We start from the raw sequence: 16,206 nt of genomic DNA, 5'->3' as shown, positions 1-16,206 counted from the left end.
CGCCCGCCGGGCCGTCCGACTCCGGGGCGACAGTTCCGCTCAGGTGGGGCGCCGGGCGATGGCATAAAGGTCGCGGGCGGGTCCGGTGAGCTGCTGACCGGTCGGCCAGATCGCGCGCAGCGTGCGGGTGAGGTCGGCGTCGGTGATCGTCGGGGACACCAGGGTGCCCGCGGCCACCTCGGCGGCGACGGCGAGCGAGCTGAGTACGGCGGGCCCTACCCCGGAGGCGACGGCGGACTTGATGGCGGTCGTCGACGACAACTCTAGCGCCACCCGCGGCTGCGTACCGGGCGCCCCGGACGCGACCGCCCGTTCGAACCAGGTCCGGGTGCCCGAGCCGGATTCGCGCTGGATCAGCGGCGTCGCGGCGAGTTCGGCGAGCGTCACCGCACCGCGGCGGGCCCACGGATGCTGCGGCGGCACGACGACCACCAGGTGGTCGCGCGCCACCGGGTGGCTCTGCAAACCTCGTGCGGCGCGCGGGCTTTCGATGAATCCGATACTGGCGTGGCCGTCCAGCACCGCCGCGCAGACCTCGGTCGAGTTGCCGGATTCCAGCGCGATCGTGGCGTCCGGCGTGGCGGTGCGCATCCGCGTCAGCCAGCCCGGAAACAGGTATTCCGCGACGGTCTGGCTGGCCGCCACCCGCAACCTCGAATCCCGTTGGGCCCGCAGGGTATCGATCCCGGCGTCCAGCTGTTCGGCGGCGTCGATCACCGCACGCGCCCACTCGGCGATCAGCGCCCCCGCCGCCGTGGGCCGCGACCCCAGCGTGGTCCGTTCCAGCACCGGCACCCCGACCAGCTTCTCCAGATAACGAATGCGGGAGGAGGCCGAGGGCTGGCTGATGCCGTGCGCCTGCGCGGCGCGGCCCAGGCTGCCCAGCTCGATCACCGACAGCAGCAGATCCAGGGCGGCGAGATCCGGAACCCGAGGCGACAGCGGCATAGCGTGAGCCTATGTAGCGGGCGGCCCGGGGCGGCTACCGGGTCGCCCCCGGACATAGAACCGATCTATGGACCCATCGAAACGGCGCAGCTACCCGGAGTGGCCGGGAGGGGCGACGCTGAGTGCATGACCGCAACCCTGAGCCTTCGAACCACCGGAACGGCCGGTGTCGCGCGCGCGGAATCCCGCGATGCCCTGCGGCATCTGGGGCCCAACTGGTTCGCCGCCGTGATGGGCACCGGGATCGTCGCCAACGCGGCGGCCGGGCTGCCGCTGCAGTTTCCGGGGCTGCGGGATGCGGCGATCGTGGTGTGGGCGCTGGCCGCGGCGCTGCTGGTCGTGCTGACCGGTGCCTTCGTGCTGCACTGGCGGCGCTATCCGGCCCTGGCCCGCGGGCATCAGGACCATCCGGTGATGGCGCACTTCCTCGGCGCACCGCCCATGGCGCTGCTGACCGTCGGCGCCGGGACCCTGCTGCTGGGCAGCGACGTGATCGGTACGACCGCCGCGGTTGCCGTGGACTGGGTGCTGTGGTCGCTGGGCACCGTGCTCGGATTGCTGACCGCGGCCGTGGTGCCGTACCGCATGTTCACCCGGCATCGGATCGACCCGGACGCGGCGTTCGGCGGCTGGCTGATGCCGGTCGTGCCGCCGATGGTGTCGGCCGCGATGGGTGCGCTGCTGGTGCCGCACACCCCGGCCGGGCAGTGGCGGCTCACGCTGATCCTGCTGTGCCTGGCGATGTTCGGGCTCAGCCTGATCGCCGCGCTGGTCACCATCACCATGATCTGGTCGCGGCTGGTGCATTTCGGCACGCCGCCGTCGGGCATGGTGCCCACGCTGTGGATCGTGCTCGGCCCGCTCGGGCAGTCGATCACGGCGGCGGGGCTGCTCGCCGACGCCGGTCCCATGGCACTCCCGCCGCTGGAATCCCAGGGCCTGGTGGTGTTCTCGGTCATCTACGGGGTGGTCACCTGGGGCTTCGCGATGCTGTGGGTGGCGCTGGCACTGGCGGTCACCGTGCGCACCCTGCGCGCGGGCGAACTCCGGTTCAACCTGACCTGGTGGGGCTTCACCTTCCCGCTCGGCACCTGCGTCACCGGCAGCACCGCGCTCTACCACCACACCGGCGCCGTGCTGTTCGCAGTTACCGCGGTCGGGCTCTACCTACTTCTGGTCGGTACATGGGCTGTGGTGGCCACCCGCACTCTGCAGGGCCTGTTCGGCGGCACCCTGCTCCGCCCAACTCCAGCCCCGGCCTAGGACGCGGCACCTCACCGACAAGGCGAACCCGCGAACCCTGACCGGTTCGAGTCCGAGGCCGGTTGCTGCTCGAGAACTGTTTCCCAGCCTGGTGATTCGGCACCGATCGGCCGCTGTGACATCGGTGTGAGGCCGAACCGAGGCACCGCGGTGATTACTCACGAACCGCCCGCCGAACCCACCGCCCCGGCCTACCGTTCAGCCATGGAATCTCCGCTCACCGTCGTGGCCGCCTCCTCGTCCAGCCCCGACAACGCCGACGAATTCGGCCGTGTACTACAGAAATTCGCGCTGGCCGCCCGGACCGAGGCGGGCTGCCTGTCGTTCGAGGTGTTCCGCTCGGTGGAGCGCCCCGAGCACTACGTGACCGTTGAGAGATACACCGGCGCAGACGCTTTGGCGGCACACCAGGCCAGCGACCATTTCCGCGAGATCGTGCTCGGCGAGCTGATGCCCCTGTTCGTCTCCGGTGCCGCCGACGTGTACGGCGCCCCGATCCAGGTGCCGCCCGCGCGGGAGTGACGGGCCGGTGTCCGGCTCGGCAACGATGCCGGTCGGCTCGGGGAACGCATGCCGGGATACCCGCGCCCGGGGAGACGTGAGCCCGGGCAAACCACTAGCCTGACGGCGCGATTGTGAGGAAATCGTGGCTGCGGCGGAACGAATGTGCGGGGACAATTAACGCCCGCGCGGGTTCGCAGCGATGAATCGAGTAGTTCGCTACGCAGGATCCGTGGAATACGGGGCGGGAGGATCGGTCCATGAAACGTCTGGTGGTGTGCTGTGATGGCACGTGGGGCTCTGAGAGCAACCCAACCGTAAGTAATGTCGTCAAGATCGCGGAGTCGGTGCGACTGGGCACCACCCTGGACACGGGCGAACATGTGGGACAGCGGGTTTTCTACGCCGACGGTCCCGGATCGCAGGGGTACCTGGCCGACAAGCTGCTCGGGGGCGCGTTCGGGCTCGGTCTCGACGCGAACGTGTCCACCATGTACTGGCAGCTGGCGCTGAACTGGGAGCCAGGCGACGAGATCTTCATCTTCGGTTTCAGCCGCGGCGCCTACACCGCGCGCAGCGTGGCCGGGATGATCCATCGGCTCGGGCTGTTGAAGCCGGAGGCGATGATCGACAAGCGATACCCGGAGGCGCTGAAGATCTACCGGGAGCGCAAGCGGCATCCGGACGAGCCGGAACCCCCGCATTGGGCCGACTTCCGCAAGGAGAACTGCGTCTACCCGGTGCCGATCAAGTTCATCGGGGTGTTCGACACCGTCGGCGCGATGGGGGTGCCCGGGGTGACCTCGTGGCGGTACCGCTTCCACGACGTGCGGCTGTCGCCGCATGTGCACTGCGCGCGGCAGGCGCTGGCGATCGATGAGCGCCGCCGCATCTTCGCGCCCTGCCTGTGGGAGGTCACCGACGAGGCGGATGTCGAGCAGCAGCGTCCCGACCGGGTCAAGCAGGTGTGGTTCAAGGGCGGGCACGGCGATATCGGCGGCGGGAACACCGATACCCGGCTGTCGGACATCACGCTGCGCTGGATGGTGGACGAGGCCGCCGTTCAGGGCCTGCAGTTCGATCGCGAACGGCTCGAGCAGCTGATCGCGCGCAGCCCCGTGTTCGACAACTCCGTGCAGCCGCACAACGAGCTGCCGATCGGGTACCGAATCCTGAATCTGCTGGGCCTGATGGTGAATCCGCGCAGTCAGCGGTACTACGCCGACTTCTGGCGGCGCATGTCGGAGCCGGAGGACAAGAAGGTGTACCTGTCCTCGACCGTCCAGGTCTGCGAGGACTACCGGCCGCCGAATCTCGAACGGTGGCAGCGGGAGCTGGAGAAGCAGGGCAAGCCGCTGCCGAGCGAGCCGGTGGAGAACGTCGTGGCCGAACCGTCGCCGGAACTCGAGGTGCCGGAGCTCGAGGAGCCGGTGCGAGCCTGAGTGTAGATGCCGCAACGGTATTCAGCTCCGGTGAGACAGGGCGGGGTCGATGATATTCGACCCCGCTCGGCAGCGTCTCCGCTTCGGTCGCGGATCACTTGGTGCGGACGGACAACCCCTCGTGCTGTTGCAGCACAGTGTTGATCGGCTGCGCGACGTGCAGCGGGTTGGGACCGCAGACCGGGGCGGGCTGATCGGTGTCGGGGCTGCCGGAGCTGGTCATGCCCATGGCCTGGGCGCCCTGCTCGGTGAGGGTGAAGACCGGCCCGCCGCTGTCGCCGCGGTGCGTGCAGAGGTTCGTGGTGAACATGTCCTCTATCGCGACGCCTCGGTTCTCGTCGCCCGGCACGCCCTTGGTGATCAGTTTCTGGCCGACGCCGGTGACCTTGCCGCAGGCGAATCCGGTGATGATGCCCATCTTGCAGACATCGGCTCCGTCCACCGCCTCGGCGGTTCCCTCGATGTGGAGCGTCTTGTCGTCGGTCATGGCCACGGGGACCAGCCCGGCCGGTGCGCTGCTCCCGGACTGCACCCCGCTGCTGCCCGCGGGCGGCAGCCCGGCGCTGCCCCCGGAGCCGCTGGGAATCGACGGCTGCGGGGCGTCGATCTCCTGCACCGACACGAGATTGTTCCGGAAGCGCGGCGCGTACTCGTCGAGGATGCGGACGACCGCGTAATCGTGCGGGCCGAGTTCCGAGACGTCGAACTCCCCGATGGCCTCGCCGCGCTGCCCGCCCTGCATGTCGTAGATCCGGTGCGTCCCCTGGACCCGCGCGGCCGGATCGAACCAGTTGCCGGGATTGCAGTGCCCCGCAGTGATGTTCACGGTATTGCCCGCGCTGTCGGTGCCGTTGAATCCCAGCGTGCATCGCGGCGTGTTGTCCCCGTGGGCGACCCCGTACGGTGTCCCGCCGATGTACGGCGACTCGGGTGTCGTGGCGAGCACCCCGGGACCCGGCGGCGTCGTATCGGGACCGGTCTTCGGTCCCGATGCCGCGACCGACCGGATCGTCCCGAGCTCCCGGGGGAACCGCGTGTCCTTCACCTGGTGCACGGCGAGGGCATTGTGCGCGACATCGATGCCGTAGCTGCGGATGTTGTCGGCGACGGCGTCGGGCTGGGCGGCCAGCCACTGCTCGAAGGCGGTCCGCCGGTCGCGCAGCGCCGCCTCGCTGTCGGCGACCATGGCGACGTCGAATCCGGCCTGCTTCGCGACCTGCCGGGCATCGGCGGTGCTCGCCCCGTCGGCGAGCGAGACGACGGCGCGATCGCCGTCCATGTGCACGCCGGCGAACGCGCTCGGGTAGGCGATCCGCGCGAAGACGGCGAAATCGGCCAGGCGCTGGGACTGTGCGGCGCGATTCAGGTATTGCTGCGGGGTCAGCTGCAGATCCCGCTCGATCGCCACGACCAGATCCGCGGGCAGTTCGGCGCCGACGGCGGACGGTTCCGCGGTACTCGTCGCCGGAGACAGCGCCAGGGCCGCCAGCGTTACGCAGCAACCGATCGCTCCCCGAACCGCCGTGCCTGCACGCATGCGCCCACCTCAGAAGTCGAGTGGTGACCGCACCTCGGCATCGGTACGTGACCCCACGCTGACGAGACCGACTGGTTTGTGACGTGTTGCACTCTAGGGTGCTGGGCGGTGATCCCGGCCCAGCCCGGGCGGTGTGTCGTGAGGAGACCTGACCGTGCCCTGCTCGACCGCCGAAGAGGTCTCGCGCCCGCGCCGGTCGGCGGCTGATGTCCGATGGAAGGCTCAGCGCACCAGCAGGGCGACCGGCAGGCGGGTGAACACTTTTTCCAGCCGGGCTCGCCCGGAGAAGGTGTTGCCGGTCAGGCGGTCGGTCCAGGAGCCCTCGGGTAGGTCCAAAGTGGTATCGCCCCAACCGGTTTCGGACAGGGTGGCGCTGTGCCGGGTGGCGGCCACCAGCACCTGCGGGGTGTCGCCGGAGCGGCCGCGGGCGTAGGAGATCAGGTGGTCGGCGCGCTCGCCGGTGGCGAACAGCGGGGTGTAGGTGCCGCCGACGAAGCAGTCGGGGCGTTCCCGGCGCAGCCACAGCGCATAGGCGACCACCCACATCTTCGCCGCGCCGGTGGAGTCCAGTTCCGGTGTGCCGGTGAGCGATTGCAGCATCGCCAGCCGGTGGCCGAAGTCGACCGGGCGGCGGTTGTCCGGATCGACCAGCGAGTCCTCCCACAGCTCGCTGCCCTGGTAGAGGTCCGGGATGCCGGGACCGCACAGCTGCAGCACCTTCTGCGCCAGCGCATCGGACCAGGCATGCGGTGCCAGCCGGGTCGCCAGTTCGGTCAGCTCCGCGCCGACCGGCCCGTCGATCACCGCGTCCAGCCACCGGTGCAGTTCGGTTTCGAACTCCAGATCCGGTTCCTCCCAGGAGGATTTGGTACCGGCCTCGCGAACCGCCTTCTCCGCGAACAGATGTAGCCGCTCGCGTAGGCCGGGCACCGCGGCGGCGCGGCCGTCGACCGGCCACACCCCGAACATGTTCTGCAGCAGGAACAGTGCCGTCGCGCCGTCGGGCGGGGGAGTGATCTCGTGCGCGGCCTTGACCGTCTTGGACCAGGCCTCGGGGGCCTGCGACAGCACGCCGATGCGGGCGCGCACGTCCTCGCCGCGCTTGGTGTCGTGGGTGGACAGCGTGGTCATCGTCGCGGGCCAGCGGGTGGCGCGCTCGGTATTGGCGAGATGGAACTCCAGCAGCGAATGGCCGAACCGGGCCGGATTGCTGCCCACCTCCTGCAGCGACACCAGCCGGGCCGCCTGATAGAACATGGTGTCCTCGACGGCCTTCGCGGTCACCGCGCCGCAGACCTGGTGGAACCGCACCGCCGCCTCGCCGCCCGCCGACAGCGCCGTCACCAGCACCGACAGCGGCACGGTGAGTTCGCGGTGGCGCTTGCCCACCTTGGCCACGACGTTGCCCATCATCCCGGCCAGCGGCGCGTAGTCGGTGCGATACACCGGCATGAACGCCAGCACCTCGACGGTGGCATTGGTCAGGGCCACATCGCTGATGGCGGCGGCGTCGAATCCGCCGATCACGGCGTCGCGCTTGATCGCGGCGACCAGCCGCCGCACCTCCGGCACCAGAAGCCGTTCCGCCACTGCGCGTTTGATGCGGTGCTCGTTGTTGCCGATCCAGGCGGCGTTGCTGCCGTGCCCGCAGAACTCCCGCGACAGGCCGGTCAGCGTCGATTCGCCCGACGGGTCGACCAGCACCCCGGTCAGCTCGGCGAGCGCGTCGTACCCGGTGGTGCCGTCGATGGGCAGCGTGGCGTCCAGCGGTTCCCGGCTGGAGAGCACCTTCTCCACCAGCAGCAGCCGGTTCGGCCCGATGATCCGGCGCACCTTCGCCAGATACGCTGTGGGCTGGGCCAATCCGTCCGGATGGTCGACCCGCACGCCATCGATGAGGTCGTGCTCGCACCAGGCCGTCAGCTCCCGGTGGGTGAGCTCGAACACCACCGGGTCCTCCTGCCGCAGCGCCGCCAGGCTCGACACCGCGAAGAACCGGCGGTACGTGCAGATCCCGGCCTTCCAGCTGACCAGGCGGTAGTGCTGCTTGTCGTGGATGCGCAGCGCGTTCTCGCCGTCGGTGCCCGGGGCGATCGGGAAGCGCAGGTCGTGCAGCGACAGCATGGGTTCGGAGCCGCTGCGGTCGACGGTCAGCGCGGCCGGGTCGTTCTCGCTCTGCAGCACCGGCAGCGCCAACCGGCCACCGGCGCCGTTACCCGGGCTCCAGTCGATGTCGAAGCAGTGCGCGAACTGCGATTTCTTACCGTGCCGCAGCACATCCCACCACCACGCGTTGTGCTGCGCGTCGCCCACGCCCACGTGGTTGGGCACCAGGTCGACGATCAGGCCCATGCCGCGGCTGCGCACCTCGTCCGACAGCGCCTTCAGCCCGCCCGGGCCGCCCAGCGCGGCGGACACCGTGGTCGGGTCGGTGACGTCGTAGCCGTGCATGGAACCGGGCATCGCGGTCATGATCGGCGACAGGTACAGGTGTGAGACACCCAGCTGCTGCAGGTATTCGGCGATGGTGCGGGCGTCGGCGAAGGTCAGGGTGTCCGGGCGCAGTTGCAGCCGGTAGGTGCTGCGCACGGAGGTTTTACGGGTGATCGGGCCGGTGCGGTGTTCAGGGGTGGTGTCGTTCATTTCCATGTCGATCTTGCGGGACGGCGGAGCACGAGCAGGCAGCGGGTCGGAACCCCGACCGTGCCGGCGGCGGGGTATTCGGCTCTGGTCAGCCCGGTGGGCGCCGAACAGTCGAGTGCGATCGACCATTCGGTGCCGTGGTCCGGGCCGGGAACGGTGAAGTCGATGGGGGCGTCGTGGGCATTGAAACACAGCAGGAACGAGTCGTCGCGGATGCGTTCGCCGCGCGGGCCGGGTTCGGCGATGCCCTCGCCGTCGAGGAACACCGCGAGCGAGCGGGCGAAGCCGGTCTCCCAGTCGGCGGCGGTCATCTCGACACCGGCCGGGGTGAGCCAGGCGATATCGCCGGGCCGGTCGTGGTCGGGGGCCGGGCGCCCGTCGAGGAAGCGGCGCCGCCGGAACACCGGGTGCCTCGCGCGCAACCCGACGGCGTTGCGTGTGAACTCCAACAGCTCCGAATTCTTGTGCGCCAGTGACCAATCCATCCACGACAGCTCGGAGTCCTGGCAGTAGGCGTTGTTGTTGCCGTGCTGGGTGCGGCCGAATTCGTCGCCGTGCAGCAGCATCGGCGTACCCTGCGACAGGGCCAGCGTGGCGATCATGTTGCGGCTCTGGCGTTCTCGCAGCTCGAGGACCTCCGGATCGTCGGTGGGGCCCTCCACGCCGCAGTTCCAGGAGCGGTTGTAGCTTTCGCCGTCGCGATTGTCCTCGCCGTTGTCCTCGTTGTGTTTGTCGTTGTAGGACACCAGGTCTCGCAGCGTGAATCCGTCGTGCGCGGTGACGAAGTTGATGCTGGCGCCGGGGCGGCGGCCCGTGGCCTCGTACAGGTCCGAGGAGCCGGTGAGGCGGGAGGCGAACTCGCCCAGCGTCGCCGGTTCGCCGCGCCAGTAGTCGCGGACCGTGTCGCGGTATTTGCCGTTCCACTCCGTCCACAGGCTCGGGAAGTTGCCGACCTGGTAGCCGCCCTCGCCGACGTCCCACGGTTCGGCGATCAGCTTCACCTGGCTCACCACCGGATCCTGCTGCACCAGATCGAAGAAGGTGGACAGCCGGTCCACATCGTGCAACTCCCGGGCCAGGGTGGCGGCCAGGTCGAAGCGGAAGCCGTCGACGTGCATCTCGAGAATCCAGTAGCGCAGCGAATCCATGATCAGCTGCAGCGTATGCGGATGCCGCACATTGAGGCTGTTGCCGGTGCCGGTGTAGTCCATGTAATGCGCGGGGTCGTCCTCTAGCAGGCGGTAGTACGCCGCATTGTCGATGCCGCGCAGCGAGATCGTAGGCCCCAGGTGGTTGCCTTCCCCGGTGTGGTTGTAGACCACGTCGAGGATCACCTCGATGCCCTCCGCGTGCAGGGCCCGCACCATCGCCTTGAACTCGGTGACCGCGGCTCCGGCGCGCGGGTCGGCCGCGTACTCGTGATGCGGGGCGAGGTAGCCGAAGCTGTTGTAGCCCCAGTAGTTTCGCAGGCCCCGGTCCAGCAGCGGGCGGTCGTGCAGGAACTGGTGCACCGGCATCAGCTCGATCGCGGTGACGCCCAGCGCTTTCAGGTGCTCGATGATCGCCGGGTGCGCCAGGCCCGCGTAGGTGCCGCGCAGTTCCGGCGGCACCTGGGGGTGGGTCATCGTCATGCCCTTGACGTGCGCCTCGTAGAGGACGGTCTCGTGGTAGGGCCGCCGCGGCGCCCGGTCGTCGGCCCAGTCGAAGAACGGGTTGATGACCACGCCGGTCATGGTGTGCCCCAGCGAATCCCGGCCGCGGGTGTGCAGCGACGGATCGTTGCCGAACTCCCCGGCGAAGGCCTTGCCGTACGGATCGAGCAGCAGTTTGCTCGGATCGCAGCGCAGTCCGAGTTCGGGTTCGTACGGGCCGTGCACCCGGAATCCGTAGCGGCGGCCCGGGGCCACGGTCGGCACGTAGGCATGCCAGACGTACCCGTCGACCTCCTCGAGCCGGATGCGGGTCTCGGCCCCGGCGCGGTCGATCAGGCACAGCTCGACCCGCTCGGCGACCTCGGAGAACACCGAGAAGTTGGTTCCGGCCCCGTCGTAGGTGGCGCCCAGCGGGTACGCGGTGCCGGGCCAGACGCCCAGCGGTGCCACGTCACCGAGCGGATTGGGCGAAACCATGCCACCGACACTAATCGCAGCGCGGACCGAGCGGTGCGTGCGGTGTTGGAGCGCTGGTTGCGGCGGTATATGTGCAGATGGTGGGTGGTAGTTCCGCGGGCCAGGGTGTGCTGCGTCGTGAGAACAGTCGTGCCGCGACGACGAGACGTTCCGGGAACCGGGTTAGGCCGGGCGTCAGTCCGCCAGCCAGCGCCGTTCGCAGCCCAGGCCGCGGGCCAGCCGGGCGAGGCCGCCGAGGACGACTCGCTGCAGCCCGGCCGGGATGCCCGCGATGTAGCCGTCCTGGTACTCCCACAGCAGGGCCAGCGCGAGCGGGTTGCGCGGCAACCCGGCGCGGGTGGTCTTGCCCGCGGCGTCGAGCGCCTGCCACAGCCGGAACATCTGCCAGTGCCGCAGCGGCGGGCGGATCTCGTGATCGATCACCGTGCCGGGGGCTTCGGTCCAGAACTCGTGCACCGTCCCCGCCGGGGCCGATGCGGAATCTCCTTGACCGGCAATCACTTCCGTGCCGTCGATGCGGAACCGGAGGCGCCCCTCGCGCACCGTCCAGGACTCGGCCAGCACCGGGTGCCAGTGCGGCCCGGCCTCCCGCCCCGGCGTCGGCAGGTGGTGCTGCAGGCGCAGGTATTCGCCGCGCTCGTCGGCGCCCTCCTCGACCAGCGTGACGCGATGGCCGCTGCGGAAGGTGAGTGTGGTTCCCATGCTCAAGATATAAAGGTAACCTTTGTAATATGTCAATGGTCGATTCGGACGCCACTCTGTTGAAGCTGCTCACGATCCTCGCCCGAGCCGTCGAGCAGGAGCTGAACCGCGAGTTGCGCGCCGCGCTGGACGACAGCCTGCGCCCCGCCCACTACGCCGTCTTCCGCTATCTGGCCCCCGACGGGTCCCGCATCGGCGACCTCGCCGACGCCGCGGGCATGACCCAGCAGTCGATGGGCGAACTCGTCACCCACCTGGAGCGCCGCGGCTACGTCGAGCGCCGCGTCGACTCGGCCGACCGGCGGGCGCGGCTGGTGGTGGTCACCGACTCCGGGCGGGCGGCGCTGAAAACCGCGGCCGGGCACATCGCCGACATCGAACGCCGGTTGAGCGAGCATCTGGGGCCCGGCGGACTGGCTGATCTGCGCCGCCTCCTGGCACGGGCGGGTACGGCATTCGCTCCCGAGTAGCCACTCGGGCTGTCGGCATGCCGGGAATGGTGGGAAGTTGGGCCGTTGGAGTCAGAGGGGCCGCCGCCAGGTTTGCCCTGTCAGATCCTTCCCGAAACTGTGGTGGGTCTCGGATTCGGTGAGCTCGAACCCCGCGCCCTCGTAGATCCGCCGGGCCGAGGTGAGCACGTCGTTGGTCCACAGCACCATGCTCCGGTACCCGGCGTTGGAGGCGAATCGCAGGCATTCCTGGACCAGCGCGCTGCCGACGCCGAGGCCGCGCGCGGACGGTTCCACCAGCAGCAGGCGCAGCCGCGCGGTGCTGTCGTCCTCGCGGACGCAGAACACGCAGCCGATCGGCTCGCCGTCCTGTTCGGCGATCCAGGCCCGTTCCGATTGTGGCTCACGGGATTCCAGGAAGTCGGCGACGATCCGCGCGACGAGCGTTTCGTAGTCGCCGTTCCAGCCGTATTCGGCGGCGTAGAGGGCGGCGTTGCGGCCGATGACCCAGCCGTAGTCGCCCGGGCGGGGGTCGCGGATGGTGAACGGCGCGCCGGCGCGGCCGTCGAGGATGTGTTCGATGGTGCGCATGGCGTTGACGAGGCGGTCGCGATCGTTGGGGGGATGGCTCTCGAGCAGGGTGGCGACGTCGTGGCTGGAGCGCTCGTTCAGGTCGGCGAAGGCGGCGGCGCCCCGGTCGGTGAGCCGGACCAGCTGGCGGCGCCCGTCGGTTTCGGAGCGCTGCCGCAGCACCAGCCCGGCGCCCTCGAACCGGGACAGGATGCGGCTCAGGTAGCCGGGGTCCAGTCCCAGCCCCTGGCGCAGCGCGACCACCTCGGCCGGGCCGAAATGGTTGAGCTCGAACAGGATTCGGGCCTCGGTCAGGGAGAATTCGCTGTCGACCAGGTGCTCGTGCAGCACCCCGATCAGGCGCGTGTAGCGGCGGTTGAATTCGCGGACCGCGGCGATGTGGTCGGAGCCGACGGACGCGGCAGTGGCGGTGCTCATGTCCCTGTGCCTCCAGTCTTTGACTGAGTCAAAGGTTAGTGCACCGGCCTGCGCTGCGCACGGGTTTTCCGCGGCGCCGCGCCGCGTCGTGGTAACTTGAACGGCGTTCAAGACGCCTGCGCGAAGGATTCCCGTGGCCCTCACCTCCGATGAGATCACCGCCCTCGACGCCGCCCACGTCTGGCACCCGTACGGGGGCTTTCCCGCCAGCACCGAGCCGCTCGTCGTCGCGTCGGCGGCCGGTACCCGGCTGACCCTGGCCGACGGCCGGGAACTGGTCGACGGGATGAGTTCGTGGTGGGCAGCCGTGCACGGTTACCGGCACCCGGTGCTGGACGCCGCGCTGACGGCGCAGGCGCGGCGGATGAGTCACGTCATGTTCGGCGGGCTGACCCACGAGCCCGCGGCGCGGCTGGCGCAGCTACTGGTCGAGATCACCCCGGACGGCTTGGACAAGGTGTTCCTGTGCGACTCCGGCTCGGTGTCGGTGGAGGTCGCCGCGAAGATGTGCCTGCAGTACTGGCGGGCGCTGGGCCGTCCGGGCAAGCGACGGCTGTTCACCTGGCGCGGTGGGTATCACGGCGACACGTTCACGCCGATGAGCGTCTGCGATCCCGACGGCGGCATGCACTCGCTGTGGACCGACGTGCTGACCGAACAGATCTTCGCGCCGGTGCCGCCGAAAGACTATGAGCCCGAATATGTTCGCGAACTCGAGCGCCTGTTCGAGGCGCACGCCGAGGAGATGGCGGCGGTGATCGTGGAGCCGATCGTGCAGGGTGCGGGCGGGATGCGATTCCACCACCCGCGCTACCTGAACGAGCTGCGGCGGCTGTGCGACGAGCACGGGGTGCTGCTGGTCTTCGACGAGATCGCCACCGGATTCGGCCGCACCGGAACGCTTTTCGCGGCCGATCGGGCCGGCGTGCGGCCGGATGTGCTGTGCCTGGGCAAGGCGCTCACCGGCGGGTACCTGACGCTGGCCGCCACGCTGTGCACCGCGGCGATCGCCGAAACCATCAGCGCCGGGCACGGCGGGCTGATGCACGGGCCGACGTTCATGGGCAATCCGCTCGCCTGCGCCGTCGCGGTCGCCTCGATCGAGCTGCTGCTGTCGCGCGACTGGGCGGCGGAGGTGGCCGGGATCGAAGCGGGCCTGACCGCGGGACTGGCTGCCGCGCACGAGGTTCCAGGTGTGGTGGAGGTGCGGGTGCGGGGGGCCATCGGCGTCGTCGAGCTCGAGCGCCCGGTGGATATGCGCAAGGCGACCCATGCCGCCGTCGAGGCCGGAGTGTGGCTACGACCGTTCCGCAACCTCGTCTACACCATGCCGCCGTTCATCAGCAGCGAGGAGGATGTGGCGCGGATCGGCGCCGCCGCGATTGCGGCCGCCGCGACCTGAGTCCGATTCACCTGCGCCACAGCGTGTTCGGCCCCGCGGTCAGTGCCGGGCGCGTTCCACCGCCTTGCCGATCGCGTATCCGATGAATCCTCCGACGAGCAGGCCGATCACGAAGATGACGAGCAGGAAGACCAGTACCGCGTCACGGATCTTCTTCAGCACCCCGGCCGCTTCGTAGTATTGGGCGGCATCGACGGACTGGGCGAGCACGGCATGGGTAACACTCATGCGCGCGATGCTGCCAGATAGCGGAGGCAGTGTCCTGCCGAGATCGGTCGTGGTCGAGTGTTCCACGGGCGCAGCGAGGTACGCGACGTGTTGCTGCGGAGTTCGTAGACGTGACCGAGTTCTCACCCCGGACTGGTGAAGGCTTGCAACAGGGTAAGAACGATGTCGTGCAGCCGGTCTCGGGACAGCTCCAGCGTTCCGGCGCCGGCGAGGTGGTCGAATACGAGCCCGTCCAGGCAGGCGACGAAGGCGTGGGCCTGCGCGACGGGGGCGGAGGCGCCGAGTGCCGTGAACATCTGCTCGGCCGGTCGGCGGATCCGGGATCCCGCGTCGGTCAGCGTCTTTCGCAGTTCCGGCCGCCGCGTCGCCTCGAGGGCGAGTTCGTAGCGGGCCAGCATGCGCACCTTCTCGGTGGTGATCCACTGCACGGCGAGATCCGCGATCGCCCGGGCGATCTCGTCGGGATCGGTGGTCGGCGGTGCGATCGTCGCGTCGAGGTCCCGCTCGGCGAGCCGGTCGACCGCCGCCGTGAGCAGTGCCTGCCTGGTGCGGAAGTGGTTGGAGCACGAGCCTTCCGGTAATCCGGCCGCCTGATCGACCGCGCGGTGCGTGAGCCCGCGCATACCCGAGCGGGCCAGCGTTTCGATCGCCGCGTCGGCGAGCAGGGCACGTCGGTCTGCGGTCTCGGTCACGATCGGTTCCCTTTCCTCGGCATCCGGACTACAACTGTAGTTGGACGGTGAACTACAGCTGTAGTGGAGGATGTCATGGGAGCTACCGGACGGGCGATCGTGGTCGGCGGCGGCATCGGCGGCCTGGCCACGGCCATCGCGCTGACACGGCGGGACTGGCAGGTCGAGGTGCTCGAGCGCGCGGCGGTGGCGGCGGACGCCGGTTCGGGTCTGGGGTTGTGGCCCAACGGAGTACGGGCTCTCGACGCGCTGACGGTGGGGGAGCGGGTGCGCGCCCGGGCGATGGTCGATACCGACGGCGGGGTCCGTGATCTGGCGGGCCGATGGATGTCGAAGACCGACACCGTGGAGCTGGCCCGGCGATACGGCTCGATGGTGACGATTCATCGCGCGGACCTGTTCGGCATTCTGCGGGATGCGTTGCCCGCGGACACGCTCCGGCTCGGTATCACGGTCACCGGCGTCGAGAACCACGGCGGCCGGGCGAAGGTCGTGCACAGCGAGGGCGTCTCGGAGGCCGATCTGGTGGTCGGGGCGGACGGGCTGCGCAGTAGGGTGCGCCACGCGGTGTGGCCACAGGCCCGGGGGCCGCGGTACGCGGGCTACACCACCTGGCGGATGGTCACCCACCCCGTGCCGCCGCTCCGTAGCGGTGGTGAAACCTGGGGCCGCGGTAGGCGTTTCGGCATCGTTCCGTTGTCGGACGGTCGCGTCTACCTGTACGGGACCGTCAATGCGCCGGAAGGGGCCCGGGGCCCGGACGGCGAATGGGGCGAGGTGCGACGGCACTTCGGTACCTGGCACGATCCGATCCCCGCGCTGCTCGACGCGGTCGATCCGGAGGCCGTCCTGCGCCACGACATCTACGACCTGCCCGACCTGCCGGCCTTCGTCCACGGCCGGGTGGCCCTGCTCGGCGACGCCGCCCACGCCATGACGCCGAATGTCGGCCAGGGCGCGAACCAGGCTCTCGAGGACGCCGTCGCACTCGCCGCCCTGCTCGACCGCCACCCGATCGAGGCGGCCCTGGCCACCTACGACCGCCTGCGCCGCCCGCACACCCAGGCGATCGTCCGGCGCTCCCGCCGCGTCGGCGCCGTGGCCCAGTGGTCCTGGCGACCCGCAACGATGCTGCGCGACACCGTCGTTCGCCGGACCCCGGGCAAAGCCGGGCTGCGTTCTCTGGCGCCGATCCTCGACTGGGGTCCGCCGGAACTCACGGCCGAGTAGCGTCGCGCCTCCACCCTCGCCCCCCTCCTGAA

The 16,206-nt window shown here is 69.8% G+C and carries 14 protein-coding genes; 6 read left to right on the top strand and 8 right to left on the bottom strand.

The window, feature by feature from the left end:
• Window positions 1-39: 39 nt before the first annotated feature.
• Window positions 40-948, bottom strand: coding sequence for a LysR family transcriptional regulator (locus NM1_RS11660; RefSeq protein ID WP_068018070.1), 909 nt, complete (start codon window positions 946-948; stop codon window positions 40-42).
• Window positions 949-1,074: 126 nt separating this feature from the next.
• Between NM1_RS11660 and NM1_RS11655 the strand changes: the two genes are divergently transcribed.
• The 3 genes from NM1_RS11655 to NM1_RS11645 all read left to right on the top strand — a co-directional run bounded on the left by NM1_RS11655 (window position 1,075) and on the right by NM1_RS11645 (window position 4,154).
• Window positions 1,075-2,211 carry a TDT family transporter gene (locus NM1_RS11655; RefSeq protein ID WP_068018061.1) on the top strand — a complete coding sequence of 379 codons (1,137 nt, stop codon included), beginning with the start codon at window positions 1,075-1,077 and terminating at the stop codon, window positions 2,209-2,211.
• A gap of 204 nt (window positions 2,212-2,415) precedes the next feature.
• Complete coding sequence (locus NM1_RS11650; protein WP_068018057.1) at window positions 2,416-2,733, top strand: putative quinol monooxygenase; 318 nt, start codon at window positions 2,416-2,418, stop codon at window positions 2,731-2,733.
• Window positions 2,734-2,972: 239 nt separating this feature from the next.
• Window positions 2,973-4,154 carry a T6SS phospholipase effector Tle1-like catalytic domain-containing protein gene (locus NM1_RS11645; RefSeq protein WP_068018049.1) on the top strand — a complete coding sequence of 394 codons (1,182 nt, stop codon included), beginning with the start codon at window positions 2,973-2,975 and terminating at the stop codon, window positions 4,152-4,154.
• A gap of 94 nt (window positions 4,155-4,248) precedes the next feature.
• On the opposite strand, the gene NM1_RS11640 is transcribed toward NM1_RS11645, so the two are convergent.
• The 4 genes from NM1_RS11640 to NM1_RS11625 form a co-directional block, all read right to left on the bottom strand.
• A complete protein-coding gene (locus NM1_RS11640) occupies window positions 4,249-5,691 on the bottom strand; it encodes a S1 family peptidase (RefSeq protein ID WP_068018047.1) in 1,443 nt (480 codons plus the stop codon).
• Window positions 5,692-5,913: 222 nt separating this feature from the next.
• Window positions 5,914-8,334, bottom strand: a complete 2,421-nt coding sequence (treY, locus tag NM1_RS11635; RefSeq protein ID WP_068018044.1) for a malto-oligosyltrehalose synthase — start codon at window positions 8,332-8,334, stop codon at window positions 5,914-5,916.
• Window positions 8,331-10,463 carry a glycogen debranching protein GlgX gene (gene glgX / locus NM1_RS11630; protein ID WP_068018041.1) on the bottom strand — a complete coding sequence of 711 codons (2,133 nt, stop codon included), beginning with the start codon at window positions 10,461-10,463 and terminating at the stop codon, window positions 8,331-8,333. The genes treY and glgX overlap by 4 nt, the downstream gene beginning before the upstream one ends.
• 174 nt (window positions 10,464-10,637) lie before the next feature.
• On the bottom strand, window positions 10,638-11,165 hold the full coding sequence (locus NM1_RS11625; RefSeq protein ID WP_068018201.1) for a cupin domain-containing protein: 528 nt from the start codon (window positions 11,163-11,165) through the stop codon (window positions 10,638-10,640).
• A gap of 29 nt (window positions 11,166-11,194) precedes the next feature.
• Here NM1_RS11625 and NM1_RS11620 point away from each other — a divergent pair, with 29 nt between their 5' ends.
• The gene (locus NM1_RS11620) at window positions 11,195-11,635 is read left to right on the top strand and encodes a MarR family winged helix-turn-helix transcriptional regulator (RefSeq protein WP_068018039.1); all 441 of its coding nucleotides are present in this window, start codon (window positions 11,195-11,197) and stop codon (window positions 11,633-11,635) included.
• A 51-nt stretch (window positions 11,636-11,686) separates the two neighbouring features.
• On the opposite strand, the gene NM1_RS11615 is transcribed toward NM1_RS11620, so the two are convergent.
• Window positions 11,687-12,622 (bottom strand): bifunctional helix-turn-helix transcriptional regulator/GNAT family N-acetyltransferase, encoded by a 936-nt coding sequence (locus NM1_RS11615; protein ID WP_068018036.1) that lies wholly within the window; start codon window positions 12,620-12,622, stop codon window positions 11,687-11,689.
• 133 nt (window positions 12,623-12,755) lie between these two features.
• Between NM1_RS11615 and NM1_RS11610 the strand changes: the two genes are divergently transcribed.
• Complete coding sequence (locus NM1_RS11610) at window positions 12,756-14,024, top strand: adenosylmethionine--8-amino-7-oxononanoate transaminase (RefSeq protein WP_068018035.1); 1,269 nt, start codon at window positions 12,756-12,758, stop codon at window positions 14,022-14,024.
• 39 nt (window positions 14,025-14,063) lie between these two features.
• Here NM1_RS11610 and NM1_RS42185 read toward each other — a convergent pair whose 3' ends face one another.
• Entirely contained in the window at window positions 14,064-14,252 is a 189-nt protein-coding gene (locus NM1_RS42185) for a hypothetical protein (RefSeq protein ID WP_147288994.1), read from the bottom strand.
• A gap of 122 nt (window positions 14,253-14,374) precedes the next feature.
• Window positions 14,375-14,944 (bottom strand): TetR/AcrR family transcriptional regulator, encoded by a 570-nt coding sequence (locus NM1_RS11605; protein ID WP_211339411.1) that lies wholly within the window; start codon window positions 14,942-14,944, stop codon window positions 14,375-14,377.
• 75 nt (window positions 14,945-15,019) lie between these two features.
• Here NM1_RS11605 and NM1_RS11600 point away from each other — a divergent pair, with 75 nt between their 5' ends.
• On the top strand, window positions 15,020-16,174 hold the full coding sequence (locus NM1_RS11600; RefSeq protein WP_068018196.1) for an FAD-dependent monooxygenase: 1,155 nt from the start codon (window positions 15,020-15,022) through the stop codon (window positions 16,172-16,174).
• Window positions 16,175-16,206: the final 32 nt, after the last annotated feature.

The organism is Nocardia mexicana NBRC 108244, from assembly GCF_001613165.1.
GTDB classification, from domain to species: Bacteria; Actinomycetota; Actinomycetes; order Mycobacteriales; family Mycobacteriaceae; genus Nocardia; species Nocardia mexicana.
Note: the sequence above shows the minus strand (reverse complement) of the source record. Positions and strands in the feature narration are given on the sequence as shown.

Excerpts from the sequence above, each read along its gene's own strand:
- NM1_RS11660 (WP_068018070.1), bottom strand. The coding sequence starts at position 948 with ATGCCGCTGTCGCCTCGGGTTCCGGATCTCGCCGCCCTGGATCTGCTG.
- NM1_RS11655 (WP_068018061.1), top strand. The coding sequence starts at position 1,075 with ATGACCGCAACCCTGAGCCTTCGAACCACCGGAACGGCCGGTGTCGCG.
- NM1_RS11650 (WP_068018057.1), top strand. The coding sequence starts at position 2,416 with ATGGAATCTCCGCTCACCGTCGTGGCCGCCTCCTCGTCCAGCCCCGAC.
- NM1_RS11645 (WP_068018049.1), top strand. The coding sequence starts at position 2,973 with ATGAAACGTCTGGTGGTGTGCTGTGATGGCACGTGGGGCTCTGAGAGC.
- NM1_RS11640 (WP_068018047.1), bottom strand. The coding sequence starts at position 5,691 with ATGCGTGCAGGCACGGCGGTTCGGGGAGCGATCGGTTGCTGCGTAACG.
- treY (WP_068018044.1), bottom strand. The coding sequence starts at position 8,334 with ATGAACGACACCACCCCTGAACACCGCACCGGCCCGATCACCCGTAAA.
- glgX (WP_068018041.1), bottom strand. The coding sequence starts at position 10,463 with ATGGTTTCGCCCAATCCGCTCGGTGACGTGGCACCGCTGGGCGTCTGG.
- NM1_RS11625 (WP_068018201.1), bottom strand. The coding sequence starts at position 11,165 with ATGGGAACCACACTCACCTTCCGCAGCGGCCATCGCGTCACGCTGGTC.
- NM1_RS11620 (WP_068018039.1), top strand. The coding sequence starts at position 11,195 with ATGTCAATGGTCGATTCGGACGCCACTCTGTTGAAGCTGCTCACGATC.
- NM1_RS11615 (WP_068018036.1), bottom strand. The coding sequence starts at position 12,622 with ATGAGCACCGCCACTGCCGCGTCCGTCGGCTCCGACCACATCGCCGCG.
- NM1_RS42185 (WP_147288994.1), bottom strand. The coding sequence starts at position 14,252 with ATGAGTGTTACCCATGCCGTGCTCGCCCAGTCCGTCGATGCCGCCCAA.
- NM1_RS11600 (WP_068018196.1), top strand. The coding sequence starts at position 15,020 with ATGGGAGCTACCGGACGGGCGATCGTGGTCGGCGGCGGCATCGGCGGC.